Origin of the sequence: Streptosporangium carneum (assembly GCF_027922005.1) — a bacterium.
GTDB lineage: Bacteria > Actinomycetota > Actinomycetes > Streptosporangiales > Streptosporangiaceae > Streptosporangium > Streptosporangium carneum.
The window spans coordinates 22,299-47,109 of record NZ_BSEV01000036.1; the positions used below are offsets into that span (position 1 = coordinate 22,299).

At 70.4% G+C, this 24,811-nt stretch carries 30 protein-coding genes and 1 pseudogene; 10 read left to right on the forward strand and 21 right to left on the reverse strand.

The genetic code is table 11. The annotated features are described in order from the left end of the window. Positions 1-153: 153 nt before the first annotated feature. From PKF00_RS39930 to PKF00_RS39950, 5 genes and pseudogenes are all read right to left on the reverse strand, one after another. The gene (locus PKF00_RS39930) at positions 154-675 is read right to left on the reverse strand and encodes an FBP domain-containing protein (protein WP_271222963.1); all 522 of its coding nucleotides are present in this window, start codon (positions 673-675) and stop codon (positions 154-156) included. 242 nt (positions 676-917) lie between these two features. Next, on the reverse strand, positions 918-1,391 hold the full coding sequence (locus PKF00_RS39935) for a GNAT family N-acetyltransferase (protein WP_271223016.1): 474 nt from the start codon (positions 1,389-1,391) through the stop codon (positions 918-920). A gap of 48 nt (positions 1,392-1,439) precedes the next feature. Further along, positions 1,440-1,838, reverse strand: a pseudogene (locus PKF00_RS39940) (arsenate reductase ArsC); the annotation flags it as partial. Continuing rightward, entirely contained in the window at positions 1,835-2,680 is an 846-nt protein-coding gene (locus PKF00_RS39945) for an aquaporin (protein WP_309298472.1), read from the reverse strand. The gene PKF00_RS39945 and the pseudogene PKF00_RS39940, both read right to left, overlap by 4 nt. Continuing rightward, entirely contained in the window at positions 2,593-2,964 is a 372-nt protein-coding gene (locus PKF00_RS39950; protein ID WP_271222965.1) for an ArsR/SmtB family transcription factor, read from the reverse strand. Before PKF00_RS39950 ends, PKF00_RS39945 begins: the two co-directional genes overlap by 88 nt. A 92-nt stretch (positions 2,965-3,056) precedes the next feature. Between PKF00_RS39950 and PKF00_RS39955 the strand changes: the two genes are divergently transcribed. The 4 genes from PKF00_RS39955 to PKF00_RS39970 all read left to right on the forward strand — a co-directional run bounded on the left by PKF00_RS39955 (position 3,057) and on the right by PKF00_RS39970 (position 4,216). Beyond that, the gene (locus tag PKF00_RS39955) at positions 3,057-3,572 is read left to right on the forward strand and encodes an ArsI/CadI family heavy metal resistance metalloenzyme (RefSeq protein ID WP_271222966.1); all 516 of its coding nucleotides are present in this window, start codon (positions 3,057-3,059) and stop codon (positions 3,570-3,572) included. Further along, on the forward strand, positions 3,554-3,679 hold the full coding sequence (locus PKF00_RS39960) for a hypothetical protein (protein ID WP_271222967.1): 126 nt from the start codon (positions 3,554-3,556) through the stop codon (positions 3,677-3,679). The genes PKF00_RS39955 and PKF00_RS39960 overlap by 19 nt, the downstream gene beginning before the upstream one ends. A 5-nt stretch (positions 3,680-3,684) precedes the next feature. Continuing rightward, on the forward strand, positions 3,685-3,807 hold the full coding sequence (locus tag PKF00_RS39965; protein ID WP_271222968.1) for a hypothetical protein: 123 nt from the start codon (positions 3,685-3,687) through the stop codon (positions 3,805-3,807). A gap of 76 nt (positions 3,808-3,883) precedes the next feature. Continuing rightward, complete coding sequence (locus tag PKF00_RS39970) at positions 3,884-4,216, forward strand: YnfA family protein (RefSeq protein ID WP_271222969.1); 333 nt, start codon at positions 3,884-3,886, stop codon at positions 4,214-4,216. A gap of 32 nt (positions 4,217-4,248) precedes the next feature. Here the strand turns inward: PKF00_RS39970 and PKF00_RS45280 are convergent, their stop codons facing one another. From PKF00_RS45280 to PKF00_RS39985, 3 genes are all read right to left on the reverse strand, one after another. Continuing rightward, positions 4,249-4,488: a recombinase family protein gene (locus PKF00_RS45280; protein WP_425582220.1), complete on the reverse strand. Its 240-nt coding sequence runs from the start codon at positions 4,486-4,488 to the stop codon at positions 4,249-4,251. Positions 4,489-4,710: 222 nt separating this feature from the next. Beyond that, on the reverse strand, positions 4,711-5,361 hold the full coding sequence (locus PKF00_RS39980) for a hemerythrin domain-containing protein (protein ID WP_271222970.1): 651 nt from the start codon (positions 5,359-5,361) through the stop codon (positions 4,711-4,713). 104 nt (positions 5,362-5,465) lie between these two features. Continuing rightward, positions 5,466-6,011 carry a ferritin-like domain-containing protein gene (locus PKF00_RS39985; RefSeq protein ID WP_271222971.1) on the reverse strand — a complete coding sequence of 182 codons (546 nt, stop codon included), beginning with the start codon at positions 6,009-6,011 and terminating at the stop codon, positions 5,466-5,468. A 180-nt stretch (positions 6,012-6,191) separates the two neighbouring features. Between PKF00_RS39985 and PKF00_RS39990 the strand changes: the two genes are divergently transcribed. The 4 genes from PKF00_RS39990 (at position 6,192) to PKF00_RS40005 (ending at position 8,985) form a co-directional block, all read left to right on the forward strand. After that, entirely contained in the window at positions 6,192-7,343 is a 1,152-nt protein-coding gene (locus PKF00_RS39990) for a YihY/virulence factor BrkB family protein (RefSeq protein ID WP_271222972.1), read from the forward strand. 71 nt (positions 7,344-7,414) lie between these two features. Beyond that, entirely contained in the window at positions 7,415-7,675 is a 261-nt protein-coding gene (locus PKF00_RS39995; protein WP_271222973.1) for an excalibur calcium-binding domain-containing protein, read from the forward strand. Further along, positions 7,672-8,478: a hypothetical protein gene (locus PKF00_RS40000; RefSeq protein WP_271222974.1), complete on the forward strand. Its 807-nt coding sequence runs from the start codon at positions 7,672-7,674 to the stop codon at positions 8,476-8,478. The genes PKF00_RS39995 and PKF00_RS40000 overlap by 4 nt, the downstream gene beginning before the upstream one ends. A gap of 306 nt (positions 8,479-8,784) precedes the next feature. Further along, the gene (locus tag PKF00_RS40005) at positions 8,785-8,985 is read left to right on the forward strand and encodes a DUF8825 domain-containing protein (RefSeq protein ID WP_271222975.1); all 201 of its coding nucleotides are present in this window, start codon (positions 8,785-8,787) and stop codon (positions 8,983-8,985) included. On the opposite strand, the gene PKF00_RS40010 is transcribed toward PKF00_RS40005, so the two are convergent. Further along, a complete protein-coding gene (locus PKF00_RS40010) occupies positions 8,975-9,274 on the reverse strand; it encodes a hypothetical protein (RefSeq protein ID WP_271222976.1) in 300 nt (99 codons plus the stop codon). The two genes, PKF00_RS40005 and PKF00_RS40010, sit on opposite strands and share 11 nt — an antisense overlap. A 304-nt stretch (positions 9,275-9,578) precedes the next feature. On the opposite strand from PKF00_RS40010, the gene PKF00_RS40015 reads away from it, so the two are divergent. Further along, positions 9,579-10,259 carry a hypothetical protein gene (locus PKF00_RS40015; protein ID WP_271222977.1) on the forward strand — a complete coding sequence of 227 codons (681 nt, stop codon included), beginning with the start codon at positions 9,579-9,581 and terminating at the stop codon, positions 10,257-10,259. Positions 10,260-10,660: 401 nt separating this feature from the next. Further along, on the forward strand, positions 10,661-10,969 hold the full coding sequence (locus PKF00_RS40020) for a hypothetical protein (RefSeq protein ID WP_271222978.1): 309 nt from the start codon (positions 10,661-10,663) through the stop codon (positions 10,967-10,969). A 629-nt stretch (positions 10,970-11,598) separates the two neighbouring features. On the opposite strand, the gene PKF00_RS40025 is transcribed toward PKF00_RS40020, so the two are convergent. From PKF00_RS40025 to PKF00_RS40080, 12 genes are all read right to left on the reverse strand, one after another. Beyond that, positions 11,599-12,354 (reverse strand): TetR/AcrR family transcriptional regulator, encoded by a 756-nt coding sequence (locus PKF00_RS40025; protein WP_271222979.1) that lies wholly within the window; start codon positions 12,352-12,354, stop codon positions 11,599-11,601. A gap of 284 nt (positions 12,355-12,638) precedes the next feature. Further along, positions 12,639-13,310: a GntR family transcriptional regulator gene (locus PKF00_RS40030; protein WP_271222980.1), complete on the reverse strand. Its 672-nt coding sequence runs from the start codon at positions 13,308-13,310 to the stop codon at positions 12,639-12,641. A gap of 64 nt (positions 13,311-13,374) precedes the next feature. Continuing rightward, positions 13,375-14,226 (reverse strand): DUF4438 family protein, encoded by an 852-nt coding sequence (locus PKF00_RS40035; protein WP_271222981.1) that lies wholly within the window; start codon positions 14,224-14,226, stop codon positions 13,375-13,377. Further along, positions 14,223-15,065, reverse strand: a complete 843-nt coding sequence (locus tag PKF00_RS40040) for a DUF4438 family protein (RefSeq protein WP_271222982.1) — start codon at positions 15,063-15,065, stop codon at positions 14,223-14,225. Before PKF00_RS40040 ends, PKF00_RS40035 begins: the two co-directional genes overlap by 4 nt. Further along, positions 15,062-16,417, reverse strand: a complete 1,356-nt coding sequence (locus PKF00_RS40045) for a TldD/PmbA family protein (protein ID WP_271222983.1) — start codon at positions 16,415-16,417, stop codon at positions 15,062-15,064. Before PKF00_RS40045 ends, PKF00_RS40040 begins: the two co-directional genes overlap by 4 nt. 52 nt (positions 16,418-16,469) lie before the next feature. After that, positions 16,470-17,939: a TldD/PmbA family protein gene (locus PKF00_RS40050; RefSeq protein ID WP_271222984.1), complete on the reverse strand. Its 1,470-nt coding sequence runs from the start codon at positions 17,937-17,939 to the stop codon at positions 16,470-16,472. Beyond that, positions 17,936-19,075, reverse strand: coding sequence for a Gfo/Idh/MocA family protein (locus PKF00_RS40055; protein WP_271222985.1), 1,140 nt, complete (start codon positions 19,073-19,075; stop codon positions 17,936-17,938). The genes PKF00_RS40050 and PKF00_RS40055 overlap by 4 nt, the downstream gene beginning before the upstream one ends. Before the next feature lie 50 nt (positions 19,076-19,125). Then, positions 19,126-20,058 (reverse strand): ABC transporter permease, encoded by a 933-nt coding sequence (locus PKF00_RS40060; protein ID WP_271222986.1) that lies wholly within the window; start codon positions 20,056-20,058, stop codon positions 19,126-19,128. Between the two features lie 4 nt (positions 20,059-20,062). Further along, complete coding sequence (locus PKF00_RS40065) at positions 20,063-20,995, reverse strand: ABC transporter permease (protein WP_271222987.1); 933 nt, start codon at positions 20,993-20,995, stop codon at positions 20,063-20,065. Next, entirely contained in the window at positions 20,992-21,960 is a 969-nt protein-coding gene (locus PKF00_RS40070) for an ABC transporter ATP-binding protein (protein WP_271222988.1), read from the reverse strand. The genes PKF00_RS40065 and PKF00_RS40070 overlap by 4 nt, the downstream gene beginning before the upstream one ends. Then, positions 21,957-22,964, reverse strand: coding sequence for an ABC transporter ATP-binding protein (locus tag PKF00_RS40075; protein ID WP_271222989.1), 1,008 nt, complete (start codon positions 22,962-22,964; stop codon positions 21,957-21,959). Before PKF00_RS40075 ends, PKF00_RS40070 begins: the two co-directional genes overlap by 4 nt. Positions 22,965-23,026: 62 nt before the next feature. Further along, positions 23,027-24,685 carry an ABC transporter substrate-binding protein gene (locus tag PKF00_RS40080; RefSeq protein WP_271222990.1) on the reverse strand — a complete coding sequence of 553 codons (1,659 nt, stop codon included), beginning with the start codon at positions 24,683-24,685 and terminating at the stop codon, positions 23,027-23,029. Positions 24,686-24,811: the final 126 nt, after the last annotated feature.

The following is a 24,811-nucleotide window of genomic DNA, read 5'->3' on the forward strand; positions in this document are numbered from 1 at the left end:
TCGGCCGCTGCGACGAACCCGGGCCGTATGCGTTGTGCCGTTGTCCAATCGGTCGCCGCGGTCCGCGCCGGAGTCGGCGAACCGCGGCGACGCACGGGACCGGAGGTCGCCCCGAGAGGGTGTCCGCGGGCGGAAACCCCCTCCGTGAGAGGTTCAGAGCGTGGTGGAGCTCATGGTGTCCTCGAGGACCTTGTCCAGGAAGCCCTCCAGGTTGACGACGGCGCGAACGATCCGCTCCTCCTCGGTGAGCGTCTCGAACCGCAGCGCGCCGAGGTCCGCCCGCTTCCTGCCCCGCACGTAGAGGGAGCAGGCCAGGTCGGCGCACATGTAGGTGCCGACCGTGTTGCCCTGGCGGCCCGCAGCTCCGACCCTGGGCGCGGTGAACAGGGCGACTCCCGTGCCCGGGTGGGCCGTGACGCAGACGGAGCAGATCGTGCTCTTGGCGAGGCTCCTGCGCACCTCCTGCGCCAGGCGCAGCGTCACACCGACGATCACACCGTGCCGCTCGGCGACCAGGTAACCGCGATCCGGCGCTCCGGGGTCGCGCCAGCCGAGGAAGTCCAGGTCATCCCAGGGAAGATCGGGCAGATTCCTGGGGAGATTGAGCCTGCGGGCCTCCCCCTTCGAGCAGTTGACGAAGGATCCGCGTATCTCCTTCTCACCGACCGGGTTCATCACTCACCTACCGTCGCGACGGGCCTGTCACGGGACGGGACCTGCGTGGACATCGTCCTCTCCCCCGAAACGTTGCCTAATATGATTAGGTTTTACGGTAGAGATCCTAGGAGTCATGCCGCAAGTCGTTTTAACGCCGTCGGCCCGGCGCCCGCCCGCCGGAGATCCGCCGAGGTCAGGACCGAGGCGAATCTCCACTTACCCACCTGAGCGCACGCTCACCTCAGGAGCAGGGAGAGCGTCTACGTCACCGTTGGACTGCGCCGTTCGACCAGGACGACGTCGCGCCATGCGCCGAGATGGCGTCCGACGCGTTCTCGGGTGCCGATCACGCGGAATCCGACGTGGGCGTGCAGGGCGAGACTGGCGGTGTTCTCGGGGAAGATCCCAGATTGGATGGTCCAGATGCCGGCGGCCTCGGTGGAGGCGATGAGCGCCTGCAGCAGAGTCGAGCCGACGCCGCGGCCGCGGGCGTCGGGGTGAACGTAGACCGAGTGCTCGACCACACCGGCGTAGGCGCAGCGGTCGCAGACCGCGCAGGCGGCGACCCAGCCGAGCACGCGGCCGATGTCGTCGACGGCGACGTGCCGGTGGTCGGGGAGCTTCGTCGCGTCGAAGTGTCGCCAGGTTGGGGCGGTGGTTTCGAAGGTGGCCTGTCCTTCGTCGATGCCGAGCCGGTAGATGGCCAGCACCTGGTCGGCGTGCTCTTCGGTCATGGCCTGGACGCGGGTGCTCAGGTCGGTCCCGTTGGCCGCCTTGGGGGTCAGGAGTTCGGTGATCAGGGCGTGGACGCGGGCCTTGATCTGGTCGCGGATCGGCCGTACGGCGTCGATGCCTTGTCCCGCCGGGTCGTCCACCTGCCAGTCCTCATACCGTTTGCCGGGGAAGATCGGGCAGGTGTCCCCGCAGCCCATCGTGATGACCACGTCACTGGCCTGGACCGCCTCGGTGGTGAGCACCTTGGGGATCTCGGCGGAGATGTCGACGCCGACCTCGTTCATCGCCGCCACCACCGCGGGGTTGATCGCGGCAGCGGGGGCCGAACCGGCCGAGCGGACGTGGATGCGCCCTTGGGTCAGGTGGGTGAGGAACGCGGCGGCCATCTGGGATCGGCCGGCGTTGTGGACGCAGACGAACAGCACGAACGGGACGGTGGTGCTCACGGGCGGGAACTTCCTTGCTCGGCGAAGGAGGCAGCGGGGACGGCGGCGTCGACGACTTCGCGAGCCGGTGAAGGAAGGAGCGGGTCGAACAGGAGAACGACCAAGCCCAGGCCGGCGGCGGCGCCGAGGAGCTGAGCGGTTATGAACGCAGGCACCGAGGTCGGGGCGATGCCGGCGAAGGTGTCGGTGAACGCGCGTCCGATGGTGACGGCGGGGTTGGCAAACGAGGTGGAGGAGGTGAACCAGTAGGCCGCGCCGATCCAGCATGCGACCGCGGCCGGAGCCAGGCGCGCGTGCCCGGTGCGGGCGAGCCCGAAGATCAGCAGGATCAGTGTGCCGGTCGCCACGACCTCGCTGATCCACAGGTGCGGCGCGAAGCGTTCGTGGGTAGACCAGGCCACCAGTGGGCGGGCGAACATGGCGTCGGCCAGCACCGCACCTGTGATCGCTCCGGCGATCTGCGCGGGAACGTAGGCGGCCAGCTGTCGCAGGCTCAGCCCATCGCCATCCCGGCGGCCCGTCCACCAGGCGGCCAGCGACACCACCGGGTTGAAGTGCGCGCCGGAGACCGGGCCGAGCAGCACGATCAGCACGCCCAGGCCGAAGACCGTGGACAGGGAGTTGGCCAGCAGTTGCACGCCGACATCGCGCGACAACTCGGTGGCCTGGATACCCGAACCGACCACCACGGCCACCAGCGCAGCCGTGCCCACCGCCTCAGCCACCACTCGGCGGGCCGGCGGAACGGCAGTGCTCACCTGCCGGCCCCGATGGCGATCGGGGTCTGGAGCAGGGCCGACAACCGGGCCAGCGCGTCGGGCAGCACCCAGTAGTACACCCACGTCCCCCGCCGTTCCGAACCCACCAAACCGGCCTCGCGCAGCACCTTCAGATGGTGAGAGATCGTCGGCTGGGAGACGTCGAACGGGCCGATCAGGTCGCACACGCACGCCTCACCGCCCTCGTGGGAGGCGATCAGCGACAGCAGCCGCAGCCGGACCGGGTCCGACAGCGCCTTGAACATCCGCGCCAGCTCGACGGCGTCGGTCTCGCCCAGCGGTTCGTGCACCATCGGCGCACAGCACCCTGCCGTCTGGCCGAGCACCGGAAGCGATTGTTTCGACATATATCTATGTTGACAGGCATCTAATCAGCATGGCAACCTCCCAACTGTATAGACGAACGTCGATACAGTTCTGCCAACGAGGGGAGACCGTCATGTCCCGCGTCCAGCTCGCCCTGCGCGTCGCCGACCTGGAAGGCTCGATCGCCTTCTACTCCAAGCTCTTCGGAGCCGAGCCGGCCAAGCGCCGCGAGGGATACGCCAACTTCGCCATCGCCGAGCCCCCGCTCAAGCTCGTCCTCATCGAGGGAGAGACCGGGCAGGACACCCGCCTGGACCACCTCGGCGTCGAAGTCACCTCCACCGAGGAGGTCACCGCCGCCGTCAGCCGTCTGAAGGAGGCCGGCCTGGCCACGTTCGAGGAGAACGACACCTCTTGCTGCTACGCCCTGCAGGACAAGGTCTGGGTGCATGGGCCCGGTGCTGAACCCTGGGAGGTGTATGTGGTCAAGGCCGACGCCGACACCCTCGGCAAGAGCAAGGCCCCAGGCGTCGAAGGCGACGCCTGCTGCGGCACCGCCGCCTGCTGCACCCCCGAAGAGAAGGCCGTCGACCCCGGCCGGACCGTCGCCGAGGCCAAGGCCGCCGCTGGTTGCAGCTGCGGGCGCTGAGCGCGGTGGTGAGCGCGGGCTGCGACAGTCTGACCCACTGCACCTGTCCCGACTGCCCCTTGCCCTTCGCCGACCTGGCCGGTGACCGCGCCCCTGAGGAGAACTGACCGCTGTGAGCGCCTCTGGGCTGCTGATCGCCGCCGCCGCGGGCATGTGGTGGCTGCACCGCCGCCGCGCCTCGCGCGCCGCCGAGGCAGGAAGCTGTGGCTGCGGCGGGAACGGTTGCGGACGCTGAACGTCCGCCCCGCCGCACCAGCCCCGGCGGCGGCCCGGCGAAGGGCCGGCTGCCGGGATGCGTTGTACTACCTGCCATGACGGTCGTTCGCTCCCTGCTGCTGTTCGCCTTGGCCGCGCTCGCCGAGATCGGCGGGGCATGGCTGATCTGGCAAGGCGTGCGCGAGCAGCGCGGCCTGGTCTGGATCGGCGCCGGTGTCATCGCGCTGGGCCTGTACGGGTTCGTCGCCACGCTGCAGCCGGATGCGAACTTCGGCCGCATCCTGGCTGCCTATGGCGGGGTGTTCGTCGCCGGATCCTTGGCGTGGGGCATGGTCGTCGACGGGTTCCGGCCCGATCGCTGGGACGTGATCGGCGCGCTGGTCTGCCTGGCCGGCGTCCTGGTGATCATGTACGCGCCGCGCGGCTGAGCCGGGGCTTGCGTTCTCAGAAACTTGCGTTCTCAGAAATGAGAGGGAATCCACAGGCATGAGCAGGCACGCCAGGGCCCTCGAACAGGCCGAACATTCTTCGTCGTCGCCGAGGCGAAGATGCGCCGACATCCGGCGGCGGTCAGGGCGTCCAGCTGGCGTTCGAGCTTTTGGCCGCCGGTGGAGACGCGGGCGTAGCCGATGCGGATCTCGCTGGGCTGGGCGGGAAAGGCGTCCAGCAGGTCGGCGGGGGTGTCATGCCCGCCCGCCATATTCTCAACAAACGGTCCTCGGGAATCGTTGAAAGAGGGAGGTTGTGAAGGGTTTCCGGGGTCCGTGGACGCATCTCTGGAAGTTCGTCAAAAAACGAAGGTTTTTGACGGGATTGACTCGGCTCTAGCCAGACGGCAATCAGCGGTCACCGCTACGAAACGTCACCTCGATCACGCACAGCTGCTTCTGGGCTCATCGCACGAACCCGAGTGAAGGACCGCTCAGCCGAACACCTGGGCCGCGCGGCACTCGTAGGCGCGCCGCCAGGAAAGCCGGTACAGCACCCGCAGGATCACCGGTGTCGCGGCGACCAGGCGTTCGCGCTGGTCCGGCCCTGCGGCGTCGACGGTCCAGGCCGCGACCATCGGCAGATCCCGGCCGTAACCGCTGGTCGCCCTCCTGCTCGCCCCCTCCCACCAGTCGGCGGCGACGTGCTCGCGGATCAGGGGGACCATCCCGTGCTCCTCGAGGTCCAGGTGGTCGCCGACGAGCCGGTGCATCAGGCGCAGGTCGTCGACCTGCTCCCCCGTACTGCGTCCCACGGCCGAAAGACGCCCGACGACGGCGTCCATCTCCCGGTGCTCGGCGTGCAGCCGGTCCATGACGTCTCCCGCCCCGGGGGCCAGCGTGCGCAGCAGCGGCCAGATCTCCTCGTCCTCGATGACGTGGTGGTGGTGCAGGGCACGCAACAGCAGCGCGAGATGCTCGTCGATCAGAGCACGGCGCGGCGCGTCCGCGGGGTCGCAGGCGGCGAGGGCGTCGGCCAGACGGCCGAAGTCCCGGCGCAGCCCCGCGTGGAAGGCGAGAAAGGCGACCAGGTCGGGCACGGGGTCTCCGGGACGACGCCGGAGGACCGCCTTCGGTGCTGTCATGGCCTCACGATGAGCCAGGCCTCTTGGCCGCCACTCAACGTGCTCTTGTGCCCCGCTTCACCGGCTTGTGAGCCGCTCGGCCCGTGAGCCGCCCACCCGCCGACTCAGCGCCTCTGCGCCTCGGGAAGCCTCTCCAGCAGTCCCTTGAGATCGTCCGCGTGCTCCTCCTCCTGGGCGAGAAGGTCCTCGAAAATCCGCCTGGTGGTCACGTCCCGGTCGCCCAGCCACTGGACGATCTCGGTGTAGGAGGCGATGGCGATCCGCTCAGCGACCAGGTCCTCTTTGATCATCTCCACCAGGTCAAGGCTGGAGTCGTACTCCGCGTGCGATCGAGCCGTCAGCGTGTCGGGGTTGAAGTCGGGCTCGCCGCCGAGCTGCACGATGCGCCGGGCGAGCCGGTCGGCGTGCTCCTGCTCCTCGGCCGCGTGCTCGAGGAACTCGGCGGCCACGGGCTCGGCGTAGATCCCGGTGGCGGTGTAGTAGTGGCGCTTGTAGCGGAGCACGCAGACGAGCTCGGTCGCCAGCGCCTCGTTGCACACCTGGACCACCCGCTGAAGGTCGGCGCCGTACGCGGAGGTGATCGGCCCCTTGTCGATCTCCTGCCGCGCCCGGGCCCGGATCTCCTTGATGTCGGTCAGAAATTCAGCCATGCCCCTCCCCCTACCCCGATCGGCCGCCTCAAGCCTCTCTGTCCGCCGCGGGGAGCCGGCGACCGGCTGACGCCCGGGACCGGCCCTGAGCTGGCAGTACGGCCAGCGAATGATCCACAAAACATACTGTTGTCCGATTTTTTGATGATGCGTGCACTTTTGGGGTAGCCCATCTCCGCTATGGGAACCGCGACGAGTGTGCCGCAGACGCGAAGCATGAACGGCGAGGAGCTCTCGGCCGACCACGCCTGGGTCGCCCTGCGCAGGTACGGCCGCTGGCGTCTCGTCCGTGACTCCTTCGCGAGATTCAGGTACGGCGACGGCATGACCAACGCGCGAGCGCTGGCCCTGCAGATCTGCCTGTCCATCATCCCCGGCGCGATCGCGCTGGTCGGGCTGAGCTCGGTGCTCAACCAGGAGAGGCTCGGCCAGGTGCTGGAGCTGACGCTGAGCAGGATCGCCCCGGGGGACGGGGTCGAGGCGGTCAGGGACGTGCTCGCCGACAGCCACAGACAGGCGGGCCACTCCGGCGGCGCGCTGGCCCTGTGGCTCGGCCTGGTCACCGCGCTGGTCTCGCTGACCAGCGCGATGGCCCAGATCGAGCGCGGGGCCAACCGCATCTACGGTGTGGAGCGCGACCGTCCGTTCCTCCGCAAGTACGGCAGGGCCCTGCTGATGGCGCTGACCGCGGGAGCCTTCATGACCGTCGGCTTCGTCGTGATGGTCGGCGGCGGGGCGATCGGGCGGGCGCTCGTCCAGGTCTACGGCTGGGAGGACGACGCGCTGGCGGCCTTCACGCTGGTGCGATGGCCGGTCGGTTTCCTGCTGGCGCTGCTGTCGGCCTCGGTGCTGTTTCGCGCCGCGCCCCGGCGCAGGCAGCCGGGGCACACCTGGCTGGCCTTCGGCGCGCTGGTCTCGCTCGTGCTGTGGACACTCCTCACCCTGTCGCTCGCCCTGTACACCGAGCGCAGCGGCACCTTCGGCGCCACCTACGGACCGCTCACCGCGGTCATGGCGCTGCTGCTGTGGTCGTTCCTCAGCTCCATGGCGCTCTTTCTCGGGCTCGCCTTCGCCGCGCAGCTCGAGGCGTGCCGCGCAGGGAACGCCGAACCGGTCGGGCCCGATCCCGGACCGACGGCACAGGAGGAACGGGAACCCCTGGTCGGGGCCGCCGGGGCGGCGATCATCGAGGCGGCGCGGCGGCTCACGGGCATGCTCCGGCGCCGCCTACAGGACGATCCCGGCGAGCCTGCCGAGGCCGCCGGGAGACGAAGCGCGGCCGTCCGCGAGGAGAGCCGCAGCCTCGAACAGACCGCTCCTCCCACGGTCTGAGGCGTGTTCCCCGGGAATAGATCTTGAGGGCGCGATGCGGGGCTGCTCTCGATGCGAGATCCGCGGGGGTTATGGGTTCCCCGCCCGTGAGACGCGGGAATGATCCACGGTTCCCGACGTGCGGCGCAGCGAACGACGCCGGGTACGGGCCGTACCGGCGAGGGGTCGACCCTGAGTACGAGTGGTACCAGGACCGTGACGGTGACGGCGTGGTCTGCGAGCGCTGGCTTCTCCGCGTGGCGCCCCGCTGTCCTTCGGGACGGCGGGGCGTTTGTGATCTTTCTGGCAGGATGATCTCTCCACGTCCCCCTCGTGAAGGACATCTCCCATGAGGCGATTGCTCGCCCTAGCGGCCGCCACTCTGGTCGCATCCGCCCTCACCGCCGTCCCCGCAGCCGCGCAGACCGCTGCTCCCGACCCGGTGCAGGCGGTTAAACGACAGCTACGGGCCGACCGCGGTGTGCAGATCAACGAGATCTCCCGCACCGTCTTCGACAGCAAGAGTTCGATTCGGTTCCGCTACAACAGCCGACTGCAGCTTGGCCCCGCCAGCCCCGTCGCCGTTGACACCTCCATGCAGATACTGCTCGCCCCAGAGGTCAAAAAGGTGATGGAAGATGAGTTTCCTGAGCTGGGAGGTGTGCTGGAAGGGCCGATCGCCGTGACCGTCGTCGGTGGGCACGTCTACATGTCCGGTGTCTACGCGCTGCCCAAGGGCAAAACCTGGGTGAGTGCGGAAGTGCCGAAATCAGCCGCGCCCGTGACCGAGTACGTTAGGCACGTCGCCAGCCAGCAGGAGACGGTCAACGTGTTCGATCCGGCGGCTTTGAAGACCCTGTTGAAGGGGGCGACGGCCAAGCCGGTCTCCGGTGGCTTCTTCTACCAGGGGAAGCTCGCCCAGCCGAAGGGGACCTGGCGGTTGTGGACTGACGCCAAGGGCCTTCCCACCCGTCTGATGACCAGCAGCGCCAGAGAAACGATGGCCGAGAGGGTCGATACCCGTTACACGGACTGGGGGATGCCGCTCGTGGTCGTGCCGCCGTCGGCTGACGAGGTCATCGACTACAAGGACCTCAAGGACCCCTGGGGCTTCTCCCCGTCTGATCCGCAGGAGCTCATCAACACGGTGAAGTAACCGGTGGTCGGCGCCCCGTCGTCCTCTTGAATGCGCCCGGAGGGCGGCGGGGCGCTTTCGTCATGTCAGAGGGGCAGTATCCGATGACAACCCAGTCGGCCCGGTCGTTCTTGTCGTTGCCCACACAGTCCGAGCTGGCGCCCGGCCACCCACCGAAGAGCGCGATGGAATCAGGCGCCCAGCGTTGAGACCCCGCCATGATTCCCGCCGCCAGCACGTGGAGCCTTTTCATGACTCTCCTTGGGTTGACGTTCCGTTTCAGCTGGTGTCTGGCAAGGAGGCGTTGTCAGGCGTCGGCGGTGGGAGATGAGAAAAACAACTCTGAACAACACCGCAGCCGGAGGCGCGGGCGAGGCGGAGGTCACGGAGGAGCAGCGGGCCGGGTTCGCGGAGGCTCGCGCGGCATGCCTGAACGCACTGGAGGCGCTCACCGCCCACGCGTGGTGGAGTGAGCGGCAGGACCGGCACGGCGCGTGGATGGCGCTGCAGAAGGCCGCTACGGAGTGAGTGATATCCGCTGCCATAGGGCGGGGGTCGTGTCCGGATCCCACTCGGGCAAGGCGTAGTGGGGCAGGAGGCACCTGTAGCGGATGTAGAGCGAGGACAAGACGACCTCGTCGTAGTCGTAGTACTGGTATGGGCGCCACATGATTGGCGGAAGCGCTGCGTTGGTGGCCGCACCGGCTGCGCTGGTGGCCTGGCGGCCCGTGGAGGCGGTGGCGGGTGCGGTGCCGGTCAGGACGCCGGCGGTCAGCGTCGTCGCGAGTGCCACGACGGCCAGTTTGCGGATCTTCATGGTGACTCCTCACGGCTGGCTAGGAGAACACCTCAAGGTGAGCACTGATCGGCGAGGGCGGGGAGCTCCCGGTTTCCCATATTTCGGCGGCATGGCTCGTGCTTCCCGATCCTGTATCGCCGGACCTGAACGGCGGAACGTCCCACCCGCTCACGACCCACCGGCGCCGGGGACGGGTCGCCTGGTCTTGCGAGCCATTGCACATTCATGACGCGGCGATGACAAATCAATGACAGAGGCGAGTCAGGGCGATGGGCGGTCAGCGACCTGGCGCCGCCCCATCCGCCCGGAGGTTAGTCGATCAATGCGCTCTCTCACCATGCCCGCCGCCGTGGTCTCCACGGTGGTGGCTCTCAGCATGGCCCTCGCGCCCGCCGCCAGTGCCGCCCCGTCGCCTTCCGACGTCGCCGCCCCTTCACCCCGCACCGGACAGGCCCCGCCGACCGGTAAGCACTGCGCGATCCACCTGACCGCCGGCAAGTCCTCCGTCGCGGTCCCCGGCGAGAACATGATCTGCTATCGCACCTTCACCGAGGCCATCGCCGACGCCAGCGGCGGGAGAATCACCGATGCTCCCCGCGACCCCGCCACCGCCGTGGCCGACCCCGAATTCGACCGCCGCGTCAACGCTCTCAGCCAGATCAACGGCCGAACGGCCGCACTGGACGAGGATGTCATCATCGGTATCGAGTACGAGCACGGCAACTTCGGCGGCTCCAGCCTGGCCGTAGCGGGTCATCGTTGCCCGGACAACCACGGCTCCGTCGAGACCACCTTGGCCGTTCTGCCTTCTCTGGACAACGCGATCTCCTCCTACAGCGTCTACTCGGGCTGCCAGGTCATCCACTTCGCGGACACCTACTTCAAGGGCGCTTTCACCGGCTGGCTCGGCCACCAGAGCGGAAACGGGCACACCTACAGCAGCTACTTCCCCTGGATCGGTTCCACGATGAACGACAAGACCAGCTCCATCGCGTGGCGCTGAGAGGTTGACGTCGTCGGGCCAGGTCGGCGCGTGCTCCCGCGAGTGTCCTTCTTGAGCTGAAGAGGGTTCACGCGGCGCCCGGGGATGACGGACGTAACGGCCTGGACAGCAGCGCGCTCCGCTCGCTCTCCATACAGGAGGACGAGCGGGGCACTTCGTGCGTCTGATGTCAGCGGGCCCGCCAGGCGCGGCGGGCGGCGTCGGCGAGGCGGGTCTGTGCGGCGTCCAGCGTGTCGAGCTCGGAATCCATGCCGCCATGGCGGCGCGGCCGGATGGGCGTGTGTGGGTGAACGGGGCGTGCGGGCGGGGCGCGGGGTAACAACACCCTTCCCGTAACGCTCGGCGATTTCATGACTACTCACAGCTAGGGTCGAAGGAGTCGCCCCTGAAAGGACCATCCGATGAGACACCTCCCCACTCTCCTGGCCGCAGCCGCGGCCGGGACGCTCGCACTCGCCTGCGCCGGCCCCGCCTCCGCGGCGTCAGGAGCCGTGCGCCTGTACTCGCAAGACGGCCAGGTCGAGACGGTCACCGACCCGCAGCGGGGCGTCTGCCATCGGGGTTTCGGCGCCAACAGCGCCGTGGTGAACCAGACCGAGGGCACGATCCTGATCTTCCCTGACCCGAACTGCCGGACCAGGACCTTCAACCCGGTGGACCCCGGCGAGGCCAAGCACGGCAACATCGGCAGCTTCCTTGCGCTGGACTGAAACGCAGGCGGACAGCAGGACGCCCCGCCTCCAGCGCGGAGGACGGGGCGGCAGGGGCGAGGGCATCACGATCGCGGACGCACCGGCATAATCGGCGTTATCAGGGTGTCCGCTTCAAGTAGTTGGTCAGTGTGGCGTGCTTCACGCCCAGCTCGCCGGCTCTACTTCGCTGACTTCGGACTCGCTCTGAGCTCCCGCTTCGACCTTTCGGCGGACGAGTCCGACTTCCTCTCGGACCACCTCGCGTACGACCACTGCTACTCGGCCCGCGCCGCTGGGTCGTCGAGACCAACCCCACCAGCGCCCCTGACCATCGGTCCGATTTCGTGCGGGCCGAGCTTCACCACGACGGGCCGGTCGTCCTTGCGGCGGCGGTGGAAGGCTGGTGCGGGCCCAGACAGGACGGCCTCAACCGCCTGCCGACTCCCCTGGCGGAGTCCTTCGCCGCCGACTTCACCCCCTGGCCGAGACCTACGCCCGGCACCTGGGGGGTCCCAGTAGCAATCGCGGAAGATCCGACGGATATGGGCCTGACCTGTATGGATGGGCTTTGGGCCCGCTGTCCCGTGATCGTGTTTTTCACGGAGTCCCGCAGGTCAGCAGCAACACCGTCGGAGTCTGCTTCATTGCTACCGGGACCCCGCGTCGCGATGACGCGATGACGGGAACGGGGTCGCGCACCGGGTGGCGAGGCCGTCCAGGAGGCAGCCGAGGCCGAACGCGAAGCGCCGCTCGCTCTCGCGTTCGACGTCGATCTCGCCCGTGGCGGCCATCCGGCCGGCCAGCGTCGGGTGGCGTTCGGCGATCTGGCGCAGGTACTCGGCCGCCCGCTCGTCCCAGCCTGACCCGGTTCCGCTCATGCGGGCCAGCGTGTCGCGCCAGGCAACCTCCGCGATGACCGCGCCGACCACGTGGTCGTTGACGGCGGCCATGGCGGCGTCGAGGTCGGAGCCGACGAACCCGGCGCGCTCCAGCAGGCGCAGCCCGGTCTCGGCCAGGGCGAGTGCGTTCGGGCCGAGGTTGGGCCTGACGGTCAGCTCGGACAGGGCCCACCGGTGACGCAGCAGCATGGCGCGGTTGCTGCGGGCCAGCGCCGCCAGGCCGTCCCGCCAGTCGGACGTGCCGGGGTCGGCACGCACCTCGGCCAGCACGCGGTCGAGGGCCAGCTCCAGCAGGTCGTCCTTGGTGTGGACGTACCAGTACAGCGACCCGGCGGTCACCCCCAACTCGGTGGCGACGCGACGCATCGACAGGCCACGGTGACCCTCGGCGTCGAGGACGGCGGCCGCCACGTCGACGATCCGCTCGCGGGTGAGCTGGCGGTCGCGCGGCGGCCGCTCGGGACGCAGCCACACGGACCCGCCGGAGGACTCTGACGACGGCACGCGATCACCCTACCCGCCTTGACGGTGTCCGCACCTACGCCCACCCCGGCACGCCCCCCAAGAACGGCCGCCATTCGCTGTATGAAAGGACCGCAACCACCTGCGCCCGCCAGGCCGGAGGCCTGAACCCGCCAGGGCTCAGCTGAGACGGCCGGCCGGACCACCCGCCCCCCTCCACGCGGACCCACCCCCACCCTCGACAGCGGCAGCCCGAACAGCCCCACTCACCCGACAAAGAGCAGCCCCACAACCCCCGCAGCGTGAACAGCCTCGCGCGGAGCGGCCTACCGCTGCGCGTCCCCCTCCACCCGCTCCTGCCTGTCCGCCGGCCCGGGGAGGGTGGGCTCCAGGTAATGGGCGTGGATGACCGACTCGATCCGCTCGGAGTCGCCGGAGGCGAGGCCCGCGATGACGAGGCGGTGGCGGTTGGCGGCCTCGGCCATCCCCAGCTGCTGGCGGTCGAGAGAGGATCGCATGAGCGCGTACATGTGGCCGTTCATGGTCTCCCAGAGCTCGGCCAGACGCCGCCGCCCCGAGGCCAGGACGATCTCGCGGTGGAAGCGGGTGTCGATGTCCACCAGCTCCTGCATGTCACCGGCCTCCGCGGCGCCCGTCATCTCCTGGACGATCAGTTCGAGGCGTTCGAAGAACCCCTTGGGGAGGTTGGTGACGGCGTCGCGGGCGGCGGCGGTCTCCAGGACGCACCGGGCGTAGCAGATGTCCTGGATGTCCTCGTTGGACATGCGGGTGACCATGCTGTAACGCCGGGGGTTGATGTCGACCAGGCCCTCGTTGGACAGGTCGCGGAGCGCCTGGCGCACGGTCGCCCGGCTCACTCCGTAGTCCTCGGCGATGCCGGCCTCGACGAGGCGGGTGCCTGCGGGCAGCTCGTCGTTGAGGATCTTGCGTCGCAGCGCCAGCCGTACCGTGTCGGGTAGGGATAGGTGTTCGAGCACTTCCCCTGGTGTCCTCTCTCCGTAGCTCGCGTTGACGCCTGTCTGCTTCAGTATGGGCCGCTGTTCAGTATGGGACGCCGTGCAGCGCGTCCTCCGTCAGCCCCGGCTCGCAGTCCGGGTCGACCGTGACGGTCAGCCGGTCCGCCGGGCCGCTGACGATGGGGGTCACTCCGGGGCCGTGTCCCGGCAGCGGGCTGTCGCCGTGCACGACGACGCCGAGCGTGCGCCAGCCGCGCCGGTAGCCCATGTTGTGCCGTACGTCGATGTCGTCCAGGCAGACGAGGTCGCCGAGGCGGAGCCCGGCCAGGCCCGGGGTGGACGGCGTGACCTGGACGTCCAGGTCCCACATCTGCGCGGGGCGGCCCAGGCCGTTGCCCGCCAGCCTGCTGGGCACCACGCCGCGGACGGTCGCGGCCAGGCCCTCGGCGTCGATCCGCAGGGGCAGGCGCTCCAGCAGGCGGGGGTCGAGGTTGAGCAGCTCGACGCCGGGGACGCCCAGACGCGCGCCCTGGCCGTGGGCGCGGACGCTCATCCCGTCGCCGGGGCGCAGCGCGGCCAGGTGCTCCTGCGACAGGCTGACGATCACCCGGCCCGCCTCGCCCCGCTTGCCCACGACCCGGCCCCGCGCGCCCCGCGCGGCTCCGGTGCGGACCACGACCTCGTTGCCCACGCAGGCGTAGGCGGTCAGCGCGAGGCGGGCCGACGGGTCCGGGTGGACCAGACAGGCCCCCGGCGCGGCGTGGTCGGCGTCGAAGCCGAACGCCGAGTCGCCCAGCCGCACCCCCAGCACGACGCCCCCGTCTCCCGCCGGGACGTAGGGGCGTCCCTCGGCGTCGATCCGGTACGGGTTCATGCCGTCGATCTCGGGGTGCTCGACCACCCCGAGAAGGTTCACGGCCAGCACGGTCGCGGTCATCGGATCCCTCCCAGGTTGGCGTCGGAGTCGTGGACGATGTGGAAGGCGTCGGCGGGGCCGCTGATCAACGAGGAGGGGCCCGGACCGTGACCGTAGAGCATGCAGTGACCGGTGGAGATCACGCCGATAGTGACATACCCGGCCCGGTGCCCGCGACCGAACCGGTGGTCGGTGTCCTCCAGCGCCACGAAGTCGCCGATCCGCAGCCCTTCCAGGCCGAGCGACAGGTCCGGCGACTGGCCCGCGTAGGCGCCCATGAGGTCGGTGTTGGCGAACTCGGAGGCCATGCCGACGCCCGCTCCCACGGCCTCCGCGGGCGCCGTCGCGGCCACGTGCACCTCGAGTCTTCCGTCCGCGCGCGTGCCGCCCGGCATCCGCTCGATCAGGCCGGGGTCGCAGTTCTTCACCACGAGGTCGGGGTGGTCGGCGAGCCGCAGCCCCTGGCCGCGGGCGACGACCGTGACGGGGTCGCCGACGGTGACCTCGGCGAGCGTCTCCTCGGGGAAGTCGGCGAGCACGTAGGCGTGCTGGCCGATCACGAAGCCCTCCGCTCCCGAGGCGGTGCGCACCGTGTTGCCGACGCAGGCGAGGAACTGCAGCGCCATGTTGGCGCCCGCCTCCCTGTGCCTGATGGACAGCCCCGGCTCCAGGTGGTCGGCGGCGTATCCGGTGGCGGGGTCGCCGCAGTGCACGCCGAGCGTGACCCCGCCCATGCCGGGCAGCAGGAAGGGGTGGCCGTCGGCGTCGACGTGGTAGCCGTTCCTGTTCGCGAGCGGCGGCCAGACCTCGCCGGTGAGGATCTGGGTGACCAGGCGGTCGGCGTTGGTCCTGACCCTCATGGCCTCGGCCCGAACCTGAAGCCGCGCACCCGCAGGGCGGGGGCGGTCGCGGCGCCGTTCCACACGTTCATCAACGCCTGGGTCGCCACCCGGTCGCCGACCGCGTCCACCCTGGACAGCAGCCCGAAGACGCTCTCGGTGAACCGCTTGCCCGCCACCGGGCGGGTGATCCTGCCGTTCTCGATGAGGAAGCAGCCGTCCCTGCTCACCCCGGTGATCGTGCTCTCCTGCGGGTCGACGACGCGGGTGTACCAGAAGCGCTGCACGTACACCCCGCGTTCGACTCCGGCGACGAGCTCGTCCTGCGGCGTCGTGCCCGGGGCCAGGACGAGGTTGGCGGGGATCGCGGCCGGGGACTCCTCGCGGGCGATGTGGGCGTGCCCGGTCGAGGGCGTGCCGAGTCTCGCGGCCGTCGCCAGGTCGGTGACCGCCTCGCCGACCCTTCCCTCGGTCAGGAAGTCGACCCGCCGTTTCGGCACCCCTTCGATGTCGAACGGGAACGGCAGCCCGACGTCGGCGAGCGCGTCGTCGGCGACCGTGATCGACGGCGCGGCCATCCGCGCGCCGGGGGTGCGGGCGACCGCCCCGACCCCGGCGGCCGCGGCCGCCCCGGTGAACCCGAACGCGCCGAAGAAGTGGAGCAGCTCCCCCGCCGCCAGCGGGCCGAGGACCACGTCCTGGACGCCGTCGGGCAGCTCGACCGGCTCCCGGCTGCGCGCGGCCTCCGCCACGGTGCGCTCGACGGCCTCCCGGACGCCGAGGGCCGGCGCGGACCTGCCGAGGTCGCACCAGTAGGACGACCCGCCGCCCGCCTTGACGGTGAGGGCGCCCGAGGCCTCGGTCGCGGCGGCGTAGGCCCGCACGCCCGCGGTGGTCGCCACCGCCAGCTCGGTGACGGCACGCCCGAACATGCCGTAGGCCCGCCCGCCCGCGGCCGCCGCCTCGCGCATGGCGTGCGCGGCGTCCCGCGAGCGGGCCGCGGCGTCCCACGCCTCCACGTCGGCGTGCCACAGATCGAGCTCCGGGTAGGGGCTCGCGGCGGCCACGCGATGGGAGGCGGGACGCCCGCCTCCGGCTCCGCCCTCCGCCAGGGCCAGCGCGGTGCGCACCGCCGCGCCGGGGTCCTCGATCCTGGAGGTGGCCGCCCTCGCCGTGCGGCCGCCCACGACGACCCTGACCATGAGCTGGCGTTCCACGATGTCCTGTGCCTGGTGGATCCGCTCCCCGGCGAACCGGGTGTACTCCCCCGAGCGCACGGTCAGGAACGCCTCCGCCTCCTCGGCTCCCTTCGCGTGGGCCAGGGCCCTCTCGAGCGCCTCGACGGCGGCGTCTCCGCCGACGTACGGTTCCATCACGCCACTCCCGTCCCGGCCCGCGCCGTCGTCGTCGTCGCGTACGGCCTCATCACGCCACCCCGATCCGCACGTCGCGCACGAGCGTCGGGGAGGCGCCGTGCCCGAGGAAGCCCCACTGCTTGGGTTCGCCCTTGCCGCAGGGCATGCCGAACGCCCTGAACTCCACGGGGCCCGCGACGGCCTCGACGGAGCCCCAGAATCGCGGCGTCACTCCGCCGTAGGAGAAGTTCTTCAGCAGCCGCCCGCGTCTGCCCCGCCGTACCTCGTAGGCGACCTCGGTGCCGAACTGGAAGTTCCAGCGCCGCTCGTCGATGGACCAGCTGCGGTTGTCGTCGACGTAGTAGCCGTCGCCGAGGCGGTCGAGCAGCTCCTCCAGGCTGCCGGAGCCGGGTTCTAGGAAGACGTTGGTCGCGAAGCAGACCGGCGGGTAGGCCCAGCCGTCGGCTCTGGCCGCGCCGACCGGGGTGAGGCCGAGCCTGGCCGCGCTGTCCCTGCTGGACAGGAAGTCGACCACGACGCCTTCGCGGATCAGCTCTCTGCGCCCGGCCGGGGTGCCCTCGTCGTCCCAGGCGAAGGAGCCCCGGGTGCCGGGAACGGTCGGGTCGGCGGTGACGTTCACCGCGGGCGAGCCGTAGCGGAGCGTGCCGAGCGCGTCCGGGGTGATGAAGGAGGCCCCGGCGAAGTTGGACTCGTCGCCGAGGATGCGGTCGAGTTCGAGGGCGTGACCGCACGACTCGTGGATCTGCAGCGCCATCTGGGCGGGACCGATCACCAGGTCCCCGGTGCCGGAGGGCGCGGGCGGCGCGGTGAGCAGGGCGACCGCCTCCTCGCCGACCCGCGCGGCCTCCTCGACGAGCCGCAGCGACTCCACGTACTCCCAGCCCGCCCCCGCGGTGTTGCCGTGGAAGGAGTTGGGGTAGGAACGGCGCTGCACGTCGTGCTCGTCGGCCGCGAAGACCATCACCGTCGCGCCCGACTCGACCAGGTGCTGGTGCTGCCTGGACCCCTCGCTGTCGGCGAAGTGCCGGTGCTGCCGCTTGGCGTTCAGCCCCACCTCGGCCGAGACGACCTTCTCCGGCGCGCCCGCGGCGGCCAGCGCCCGGTCGAGCAGGTCGTGCCTGCCGGTGTGGGAGAAGGGGTCGATCGCGGCCTCGGTGGCGTGGCGTCCCGAGGCGGGCGGGCGCGGCGGAAGGGTGATCCGCTCGTCGCTCGCCCAGGCCGCGGCGCGGGCGCCTGCGACGGCCCGCGCCGCGACGGCGCGGATGTCGGCCTCGTCGCCGAGCGGGGCGGCGGCGAATCCCCAGACTCCGTCGAGGAGCACCCGGACGCCGACGCCCAGGTTCAGCTCGGCGCGCTCGTCGCGCTCTCCGCCGCGTCTGCCGTACAGGCGGGTCTCCTCGCACTCGACCAGCCGCACGTCGGCGTAGCCGACGCCGGGCCCCGAGGCCGCGCCGAGCGCCGTCTCGCACAGTGCCCGCGCCGTCTCGTCGTCGTGGGCCGAGCCCCATTCGTGCGTCACCGGGCCTCCTCGGGTGAGGCCTCGAGGGGGAAGGAGACCCAGCGGCGTTCGCGGAAGGACCTCTCGAAGGTGTTGACGGTCTCCTGGACCAGCGCGCCCTGCGCGAAGTCGCCCTGGTTGGCCGGGCCGCCGGACAGCAGTTCGTCGGCGAAGTCCTTGCAGAGGTTGGAGTAGAACAGGAAGGGCCAGTCCTCGGTGGAGCCGCCGCCCTCGGGGAAGAAGCGTTGCGGGATCTCCCGCTCGACGAACTCCACGGAGTCCTTGGTCGCCGTCCTGATCGTCTGGCAGACGCCGAACTCCTCGACGAGCCTGACGATGATCGCGCCCTCGGAGCCGTAGACGCGCGCCTCGATGCCGGGGTAGTTGCCGACCGTGACGAACGACGACTGGATCGAGGCGAGCGCGCCGCTTTCGAACTCGGCGATCCACATGTCGCCGTCGTCGATGTTCATCCGGGTCATCAGGCCGGTGTCGCGCACGACGCGTTCGGGGACGAAGTTGCGCATCGTCCCGACCACGGAGGTCATGGGCGAGCCGACCCACCAGTGCATGATGTCGATGATCGGCGCGCCGTACCCCTCGATGGACGACACCTGGATGACGTCGGGGTCGGCGTTCGGGTCCTCCTGGCGCAGCGGGTTCGACGGGTCGAGCCACTGGCTGTTCTGCTCGTAGCCGTTGAAGATGTACGGCTCGCCCACGAAACCGGCGTCGATGAGCTCCTTGGCGTACTGCACGGCGGGCGCGTATCTGAAGGTGAAGCCCAGTTTGGTCTTCAGCCCCTTCGACCTGGCCAGCTCCGCGGCCCGCCGGGTCTGCCGGTAGTCCTTGTGCACCGGCTTCTCGCAGAGCACGTGCTTGCCCGCCTCCAGGGCGGCCCAGGTGATCTCGAAGTGCGTCCGGTTGCCGGTGGTCACGTCGATCACGTCGATCGCCGGGTCGTCGAGCAGCTCGCGGTAGTCGGTGACGCGGCGGCCGACGCCGAAGCGTTCGCCCACCTCCGCGACCAGCTCGGCGTCGACGTCGGCGAGGGCGACCACTTCGACGCGGGGGTCGCGCTGCCAGCCGGGGATGTGGGCGGCCTGCGCCCAGCGGCCCGCGCCCACCACGGCGACCCGCAGCTTGTCCTGTCCCATACGAAAAGATCCCTTCGGGGGTTGGCGCCGATCCGGAGTCGTGGCCCGGGTCAGCGGCGGTTGCGCACGCGCGGGTCAACGACCGCGTACGTGAGGTCGACCAGGAAGTTCATGACGACGACGAAGAAGGCGGCGAAGAGCACCGCGCCCGTGACGATCGGGATGTCGAGCTGGTCGATGGCGTCGTAGGTCAGCTTGCCGACGCCCGGCAGGCCGAAGACCGACTCGATGATCAGGACTCCGCCCAGGAAGTAGCCGAAGTCCATCCCGATCATGGTGATCAGCGGGGTGAGCCCGTTGCGCAGCGCGTGCCTGGTCAGGATCGTGCGCTCACGCAGGCCCTTGGCGCGGGCCATCTGGATGTACGGCGAGCGCAGCACCTCCAGCATCTGGGTGCGCGTCATCCGGGCGTACCACGCCGCGCCCGCCAGGCCGAGGGTGAAGGTCGGCAGCGCCAGGTACCACCAGAGCGGGTCGCCGAGCCCGTTCAGCGGGAAGACCGAGGAGCGGTAGGCCAGGTAGTAGAGCAGCAGCAGACCGATCCAGAACGGCGGCGCGGACAGGCCGATGAGCGCACCCAGCGTGGCGAGCCGGTCGGCGGCGCTCTTCGGCCGGTAGGCGGCCACGATCCCCGCGGGGACCCCCAGGACGAGCTGCCAGAGCACACCGCCGAGCGCGATGAGCGCGGTGGTCGGCAGCGCCTGGAGGATCTGTCCGGCGACCGGCGCGCCGTGCAGCGCGTAGGACGTGCCGAGGTCGCCTCGCAGGAGGCGTCCGAGGAAGGCGGTGTACTGGGACCAGAGCGGGGCGTCGAGGCCGAGCTGGTGGCGGATCGAGGCCACGGTCGCGGCGTCGGCGTTGGGGCCCGCGATCAGCCTGGCCGGGTCGCCGGGCACGGCGTAGGCCATGAAGAAGGCGAGCGTGACCACGCCGAGCAGGACCAGCGCCGTCTGCCCGATCCGCCGCAGAACCCATCCCGTCACGTCGTCACCTCCGTTCCGGTGCGGTGGGGTCGAGGAGGTCGCGCAGCCAGTCGCCCGCCAGGTTGAAGGCGAGCACGGTGACGATCAGGCAGACGCCCGGGGCGAAGAGCAGCCATGGGGCGACCTCGTAGTACTTGCGGCCGTCGTCGATCATCTGGCCCCAGGAGGCCTCGGGCACCGGCACGCCGACGCCGATGAACGACAGCGAGCTCTCGATGAGGATCGAGCTGGCCACGCCCAGCGTCGCGTACACGATGATCGCCGGGACGAGGTGCGGGAGGATGTGCCGGACCATGATCCGCACATTGCCCACGCCGAGGGTGCGGGTCGCGGTGACGAACTCCCGTTCGCGCAGCGAGAGCACCATGCCGCGGATGATGCGCGCCAGGTAGGTCCAGTAGATGAGCGCGATGACGAGCACCACGTTGCGCTGGCTCGGCCCGGTGACGGAGATCAGCGCGACGCAGAAGAGCAGGATCGGGAAGGACATGATGACGTCGGTGATCCTGCTGATCACGGTGTCGGCCAGGCCGCCGAAGTAACCGGCGGTCACGCCGACCACGACTCCGACGATCGTGGCCAGGCCGTTGGCGACGATCCCGATCGTGAGGGACACGCGCGCGCCGTACAACAGCCTGGACAGCACGTCCCGGCCGTTGGGGTCGGTGCCGAGCGGGAAGTCCCCGCCGGGTGACACGGGCGCGCCCCGGTCGGTCAGGCCCTCGGCGTAGGTGCGCAGCGGATCGTGCGGGGCCAGCAGCGGCGCGAGGAGCGCCGCGAGCACCAGCAGCACGAGCACGATGATCGAGATGAGCGCGGGGAGGTCCCTCAGGAGGCTCCGCCCCGCCCTGCGCAGGCCGTCACGCACGCTCGGCGCCTCGGGATCCGCGGGCCGCCGCGACTCCGGCGGCTCCAGGGGCTCCGGCGGCGCCGTCACGGGGCCGCCTCCTCTCGGGCGGGCTCGGACGCGAGATGGCAGGCGGCGAGCTGGCCGCCCTGTTTGACCGCCAGCTCCGGCCTGGTGGTCCGGCAGACGTCCTGGGCGAGCGGGCAGCGCGGATGGAAGGCGCAGCCCGTCGGCGGGTGGGCGGGGCTCGGCGGCTCCCCGGCGAGCCTGACCCGCCGGGCCGCGCGGCTCGCACCCGGCACCGGCACGGCCGCCAGCAACGCCTGTGTGTAGGGATGCCGGGGGGCGCCGAACACCTGGTCCCGGGTGCCGATCTCCACCAGCCTGCCGAGATACATGATCGCCACCCGGTCGGCCGCGAACCGCATCGTGGACAGGTCGTGGGAGATGAACAGGTAGGCCAGGCCGCTGTCCTCCTGGATGTCCTTGAGGAGGTTGAGGATCTGGGCCCGCACCGAGACGTCGAGCGCGGAGACCGCCTCGTCGCAGGCGATCACGGCCGGGTCGACGCCGAGCGCGCGGGCGATGGACACCCGCTGGCGCTGTCCTCCGGACAGCTCGTGCGGATAGCGGACGGCGAAGGCGGCCGGCAGTCCCACCCGCTCCAGCAGTTCCCGTACCCGGCCGGGGCGCTCCGCGGCCGGGACGCCCTTGACGAGCAGCGCCTCCTCGACGGTCGCGCCGATCTTCATGCGCGGGTCGAGGGAGTCGTAGGGATCCTGGTAGACCATCTGCATCTGACGCCGGAACGCCTTCAGCGAGGCCCCCCTGAGGCCCGCGATGTCGCGGCCTCCGATGCGGACGCGCCCGCCCGCCGGGTCGGTGATGCGCAGCAGCGCACGGGCGACCGTGCTCTTGCCCGACCCCGACTCACCGGCCAGGCCCAGGGTCTCGCCGGGCGCGATCGTGAACGAGACACCGTCCACGGCCCGCACGGTCACACCCCTGCGGCGGGAGAAGTGCACGCGCAGGTTCTCCACCTCCACGATGTTCACCTCCCGTTCTCCTCTCTCGTGGCGATCTCTCTCGTGTCTCTCGTGGCGATCTCTCTCGTGGCGACGTGGCAGGCGACGCCGCCCGTCAGCGGCGGGTCCGCCTCATGGCAGACGTCCTCGGCCAGCGGGCAGCGCGAGGCGAACGAGCAGCCCGGCGGGCGCGTCCCCGCCTGGGGAGGGCTGCCGGGGATGGACGGCAGCCTGCGTGGCAGCGGCCCCGTCATGCTCGGGATGGAGCCGAGCAGCGCGCGGGTGTAGGGATGCCGGGGAGCGCCGACGATCTCCTCGATCGTGCCGCTCTCGACCACCCGCCCCGCGTACATGACGAGGACGCGGTCGCAGAAGGTGGAGACGACACCGAGGTCGTGACTGATCAGGATGACCGCGGTGCCGAGCTCCGAGGTCATGCGGTCCATCAGGTCGAGCACCTGCGCCTGCACGGTGACGTCGAGCGCCGTGGTCGGCTCGTCCGCGATGAGCAGCTTGGGCGAGCACGAGGCGGCGATGGCGATGGCGACCCGCTGCCGCATGCCGCCGGAGAACGTCATCGGGTAGTCGCGCAGCCGGGCGGGGGCGTCCGGGATGCCCACCTCGGACAGCAGCTCCACGGCCCGTGCGACCGCGGTCCTGCGATCCGTCCCGAGGTGCTCGCGGAGCGTCTCGGTGACCTGCCGCCCGATCCGCACCAGCGGGTTGAGGCTGGACAGCGGATCCTGGAACACCATGGCCGCCTGCGCGCCTCGCCAGCGGCGCAGCTCGTCCTTGGAGAAGCCGAGCACGTCGCGCCCCTCGAAGCGGACGGCGCCCGCCTCGACGGTGGCGGCCGGTCCGAGCAGCCGCATGAGGGCCTGGGCGGTGACGGACTTGCCTGAGCCCGACTCGCCGACGATGCCCAGGCGCTCACCCGCGGCGACGGAGAAGGAGACCCCGCGAACAGCCGTGTGGTCGCCGTTCGGCGTCGCGAAGCGGACGACGAGGTCGTCCACGTCGAGCAGCGCGTCCATGATCAGCCTTTCGTGGGGGTCGCGGGGGTCGCGGGGGTCTGGACGGTCAACGGAGGCGGAGCTCAGTCGGTCGGCCTGCCGTCGGTCTTCCAGTAGTTGGTCATGTCCCAGGCCCAGACGGGTTGCGGGAAGTAGCCCCCCACGTTCTTGCCGAAGACCTCGGTCTTGGAGCCGTAGTAGAGCGGCACGAGCGAGCCGCCGGCCAGGAGCCTGGTGGTGGCCTGCGCGTAGAGCTTCTGGGCCTCGTCGGGAGAGTCGGTGGCCAGCGCCTTGGCGACCAGTGCGTCGGTCTCCTCGTCGCAGGAGAAGGCGTAGTTCTGGCCACCCTGGACGGCGGCGGCGCAGGCGGTGAGCGCCTGGAAGAAGTTGCTGCCCTCGGGGTAGTCCGCCACCCAGAAGGAGAGCGCCATCGGGGCCTTGCCGGGGGTGCCCGCCAGCTCGAAGAACGTGCTCTGCTGGAGCGGGCGCGGATCCGCCTTGACGCCGATCTTGGCCAGGTCCTGCTGAAGCTGCGGCAGCAGGTTGGTCCAGGGCGGGGTGTTCCAGGAGTACAGCGTGGTGGAGAAGCCGTCGGGATAGCCCGCCTCGGCGAGCAGCTGCCTGGCCTTGGCGATGTCCTGGTCGTGAACCAGCTTCTCCTCGGTGTGACCGACCACGCCCGGCGGCAGGAACTCGTTGGCGACCTGGCCCTGACCGTTGACCAGCTTGAGCAGGAACGCCCGGTCGATGGCGTAGGAGACGGCCTCACGCACCTTCGGGTTGTCGAACGGCTTCATCTTGACGTTCAACGTCAGGAAGTACGTGCTCGGCTTGGCGATCGTGATGGTCTGGTCCTTCAGCGTCGCGTTGGCCGTCACCGACAGGTACTGCGCGGGCGGGATCGGGTCGCCCATCAGGTCGATCTCCCCCTTCTCCAGCTGCAGGAGCTGCACGTCGGGGTTGACGCCGAGCCGCTCGACGACCTTGTCGACGTAGGGGCGGGGCCTGTCCCAGTACGTGGGGTTCTTCTCCAGCACGATCTGACGGCCCGGGGAGAACTCCTTGAAGGTGAACGGGCCGGAGCCGAGCGGCTGGGCGGCCGCCTTGTCGCCCGAGCCCTCGGGGATCACCGACGCGTGCGGCATGGCCAGGATGTACTTGAAGGCGGAGTTGGGCTGGGTGAGCTCGATCCGCAGTTCGCCGTCGGAGACCGCCTGGATGCCCTTGGGCGTGCCCTCCGGCTTCTTGCCGTACTCCTCCGCTCCCACGACGCCGGTCCAGAAGCCGCGCACCGGCGACTTGGTGGCGGGGTCGAGGATGCGGGAGAAGGAGTAGGCGAAGTCCCGCGCCCTGACGGGCGAGCCGTCGGAGAAGGTCATGCCGGGCCTGATCTTGACGGTGTAGGTCCTGCCGTCGGGTGAGACGGCGGGGGGCTCGGCGGCGCCCTGCGGGACGAGCTCGCTGGTGGAGCCCTTGTAGTCGTACAGGCGGTCGTAGAGCATCCGCATGTTGTTCCAGCACGTCGCGTCGTAGCAGACGGCCGGGTCGAACGTCTTGGGGTCGGACTTGTAGGCGACGGTCATCGTGCCGCCGAGACGGGGTGAGCCCGTGGCGGGGCTCGTGCCGGACGTGCCGGAGGTTCCGGCGTTCTTCTGGACCGCGCCGCAGGCGGGCGCCGTCGCGAGCAGGGCCACGGTCGTCGCCGTGGCGAACATGACGCGGGACCGGCGTGGTTTCGCCATTGATTCCCTCCTCGGGGAAGAGCAGTGCGCGGAGTCCTCGATCCCCCGAGGACCTGGTGGAGGGCTGGGCCCGCCGTCCTGCTCGCTGCCTCCGCTTGTCGATCGTCGACAATCGACAATATGGAG

What these genes read in the sequence shown, in the direction of transcription:
- PKF00_RS39935 (WP_271223016.1), bottom strand. Translation starts at nt 1,391, where the DNA reads ATGACCGAAGAGCACGCCGACCAGGTGCTGGCCATCTACCGGCTCGGC.
- PKF00_RS40045 (WP_271222983.1), bottom strand. Translation starts at nt 16,417, where the DNA reads ATGGAACCGTACGTCGGCGGAGACGCCGCCGTCGAGGCGCTCGAGAGG.
- PKF00_RS40035 (WP_271222981.1), bottom strand. Translation starts at nt 14,226, where the DNA reads ATGACCGCGACCGTGCTGGCCGTGAACCTTCTCGGGGTGGTCGAGCAC.
- PKF00_RS45280 (WP_425582220.1), bottom strand. Translation starts at nt 4,488, where the DNA reads ATGGCGGGCGGGCATGACACCCCCGCCGACCTGCTGGACGCCTTTCCC.
- PKF00_RS39950 (WP_271222965.1), bottom strand. Translation starts at nt 2,964, where the DNA reads ATGTCGAAACAATCGCTTCCGGTGCTCGGCCAGACGGCAGGGTGCTGT.
- PKF00_RS40055 (WP_271222985.1), bottom strand. Translation starts at nt 19,075, where the DNA reads ATGGGACAGGACAAGCTGCGGGTCGCCGTGGTGGGCGCGGGCCGCTGG.
- PKF00_RS40080 (WP_271222990.1), bottom strand. Translation starts at nt 24,685, where the DNA reads ATGGCGAAACCACGCCGGTCCCGCGTCATGTTCGCCACGGCGACGACC.
- PKF00_RS40020 (WP_271222978.1), top strand. Translation starts at nt 10,661, where the DNA reads ATGAGACACCTCCCCACTCTCCTGGCCGCAGCCGCGGCCGGGACGCTC.
- PKF00_RS40075 (WP_271222989.1), bottom strand. Translation starts at nt 22,964, where the DNA reads ATGGACGCGCTGCTCGACGTGGACGACCTCGTCGTCCGCTTCGCGACG.
- PKF00_RS39985 (WP_271222971.1), bottom strand. Translation starts at nt 6,011, where the DNA reads ATGGCTGAATTTCTGACCGACATCAAGGAGATCCGGGCCCGGGCGCGG.
- PKF00_RS39930 (WP_271222963.1), bottom strand. Translation starts at nt 675, where the DNA reads ATGAACCCGGTCGGTGAGAAGGAGATACGCGGATCCTTCGTCAACTGC.
- PKF00_RS39995 (WP_271222973.1), top strand. Translation starts at nt 7,415, where the DNA reads ATGGGTTCCCCGCCCGTGAGACGCGGGAATGATCCACGGTTCCCGACG.
- PKF00_RS40000 (WP_271222974.1), top strand. Translation starts at nt 7,672, where the DNA reads ATGAGGCGATTGCTCGCCCTAGCGGCCGCCACTCTGGTCGCATCCGCC.
- PKF00_RS39955 (WP_271222966.1), top strand. Translation starts at nt 3,057, where the DNA reads ATGTCCCGCGTCCAGCTCGCCCTGCGCGTCGCCGACCTGGAAGGCTCG.
- PKF00_RS40010 (WP_271222976.1), bottom strand. Translation starts at nt 9,274, where the DNA reads ATGAAGATCCGCAAACTGGCCGTCGTGGCACTCGCGACGACGCTGACC.
- PKF00_RS40040 (WP_271222982.1), bottom strand. Translation starts at nt 15,065, where the DNA reads ATGAGGGTCAGGACCAACGCCGACCGCCTGGTCACCCAGATCCTCACC.
- PKF00_RS39970 (WP_271222969.1), top strand. Translation starts at nt 3,884, where the DNA reads ATGACGGTCGTTCGCTCCCTGCTGCTGTTCGCCTTGGCCGCGCTCGCC.
- PKF00_RS40015 (WP_271222977.1), top strand. Translation starts at nt 9,579, where the DNA reads ATGCGCTCTCTCACCATGCCCGCCGCCGTGGTCTCCACGGTGGTGGCT.
- PKF00_RS39990 (WP_271222972.1), top strand. Translation starts at nt 6,192, where the DNA reads ATGGGAACCGCGACGAGTGTGCCGCAGACGCGAAGCATGAACGGCGAG.
- PKF00_RS39980 (WP_271222970.1), bottom strand. Translation starts at nt 5,361, where the DNA reads ATGACAGCACCGAAGGCGGTCCTCCGGCGTCGTCCCGGAGACCCCGTG.
- PKF00_RS40005 (WP_271222975.1), top strand. Translation starts at nt 8,785, where the DNA reads ATGAGAAAAACAACTCTGAACAACACCGCAGCCGGAGGCGCGGGCGAG.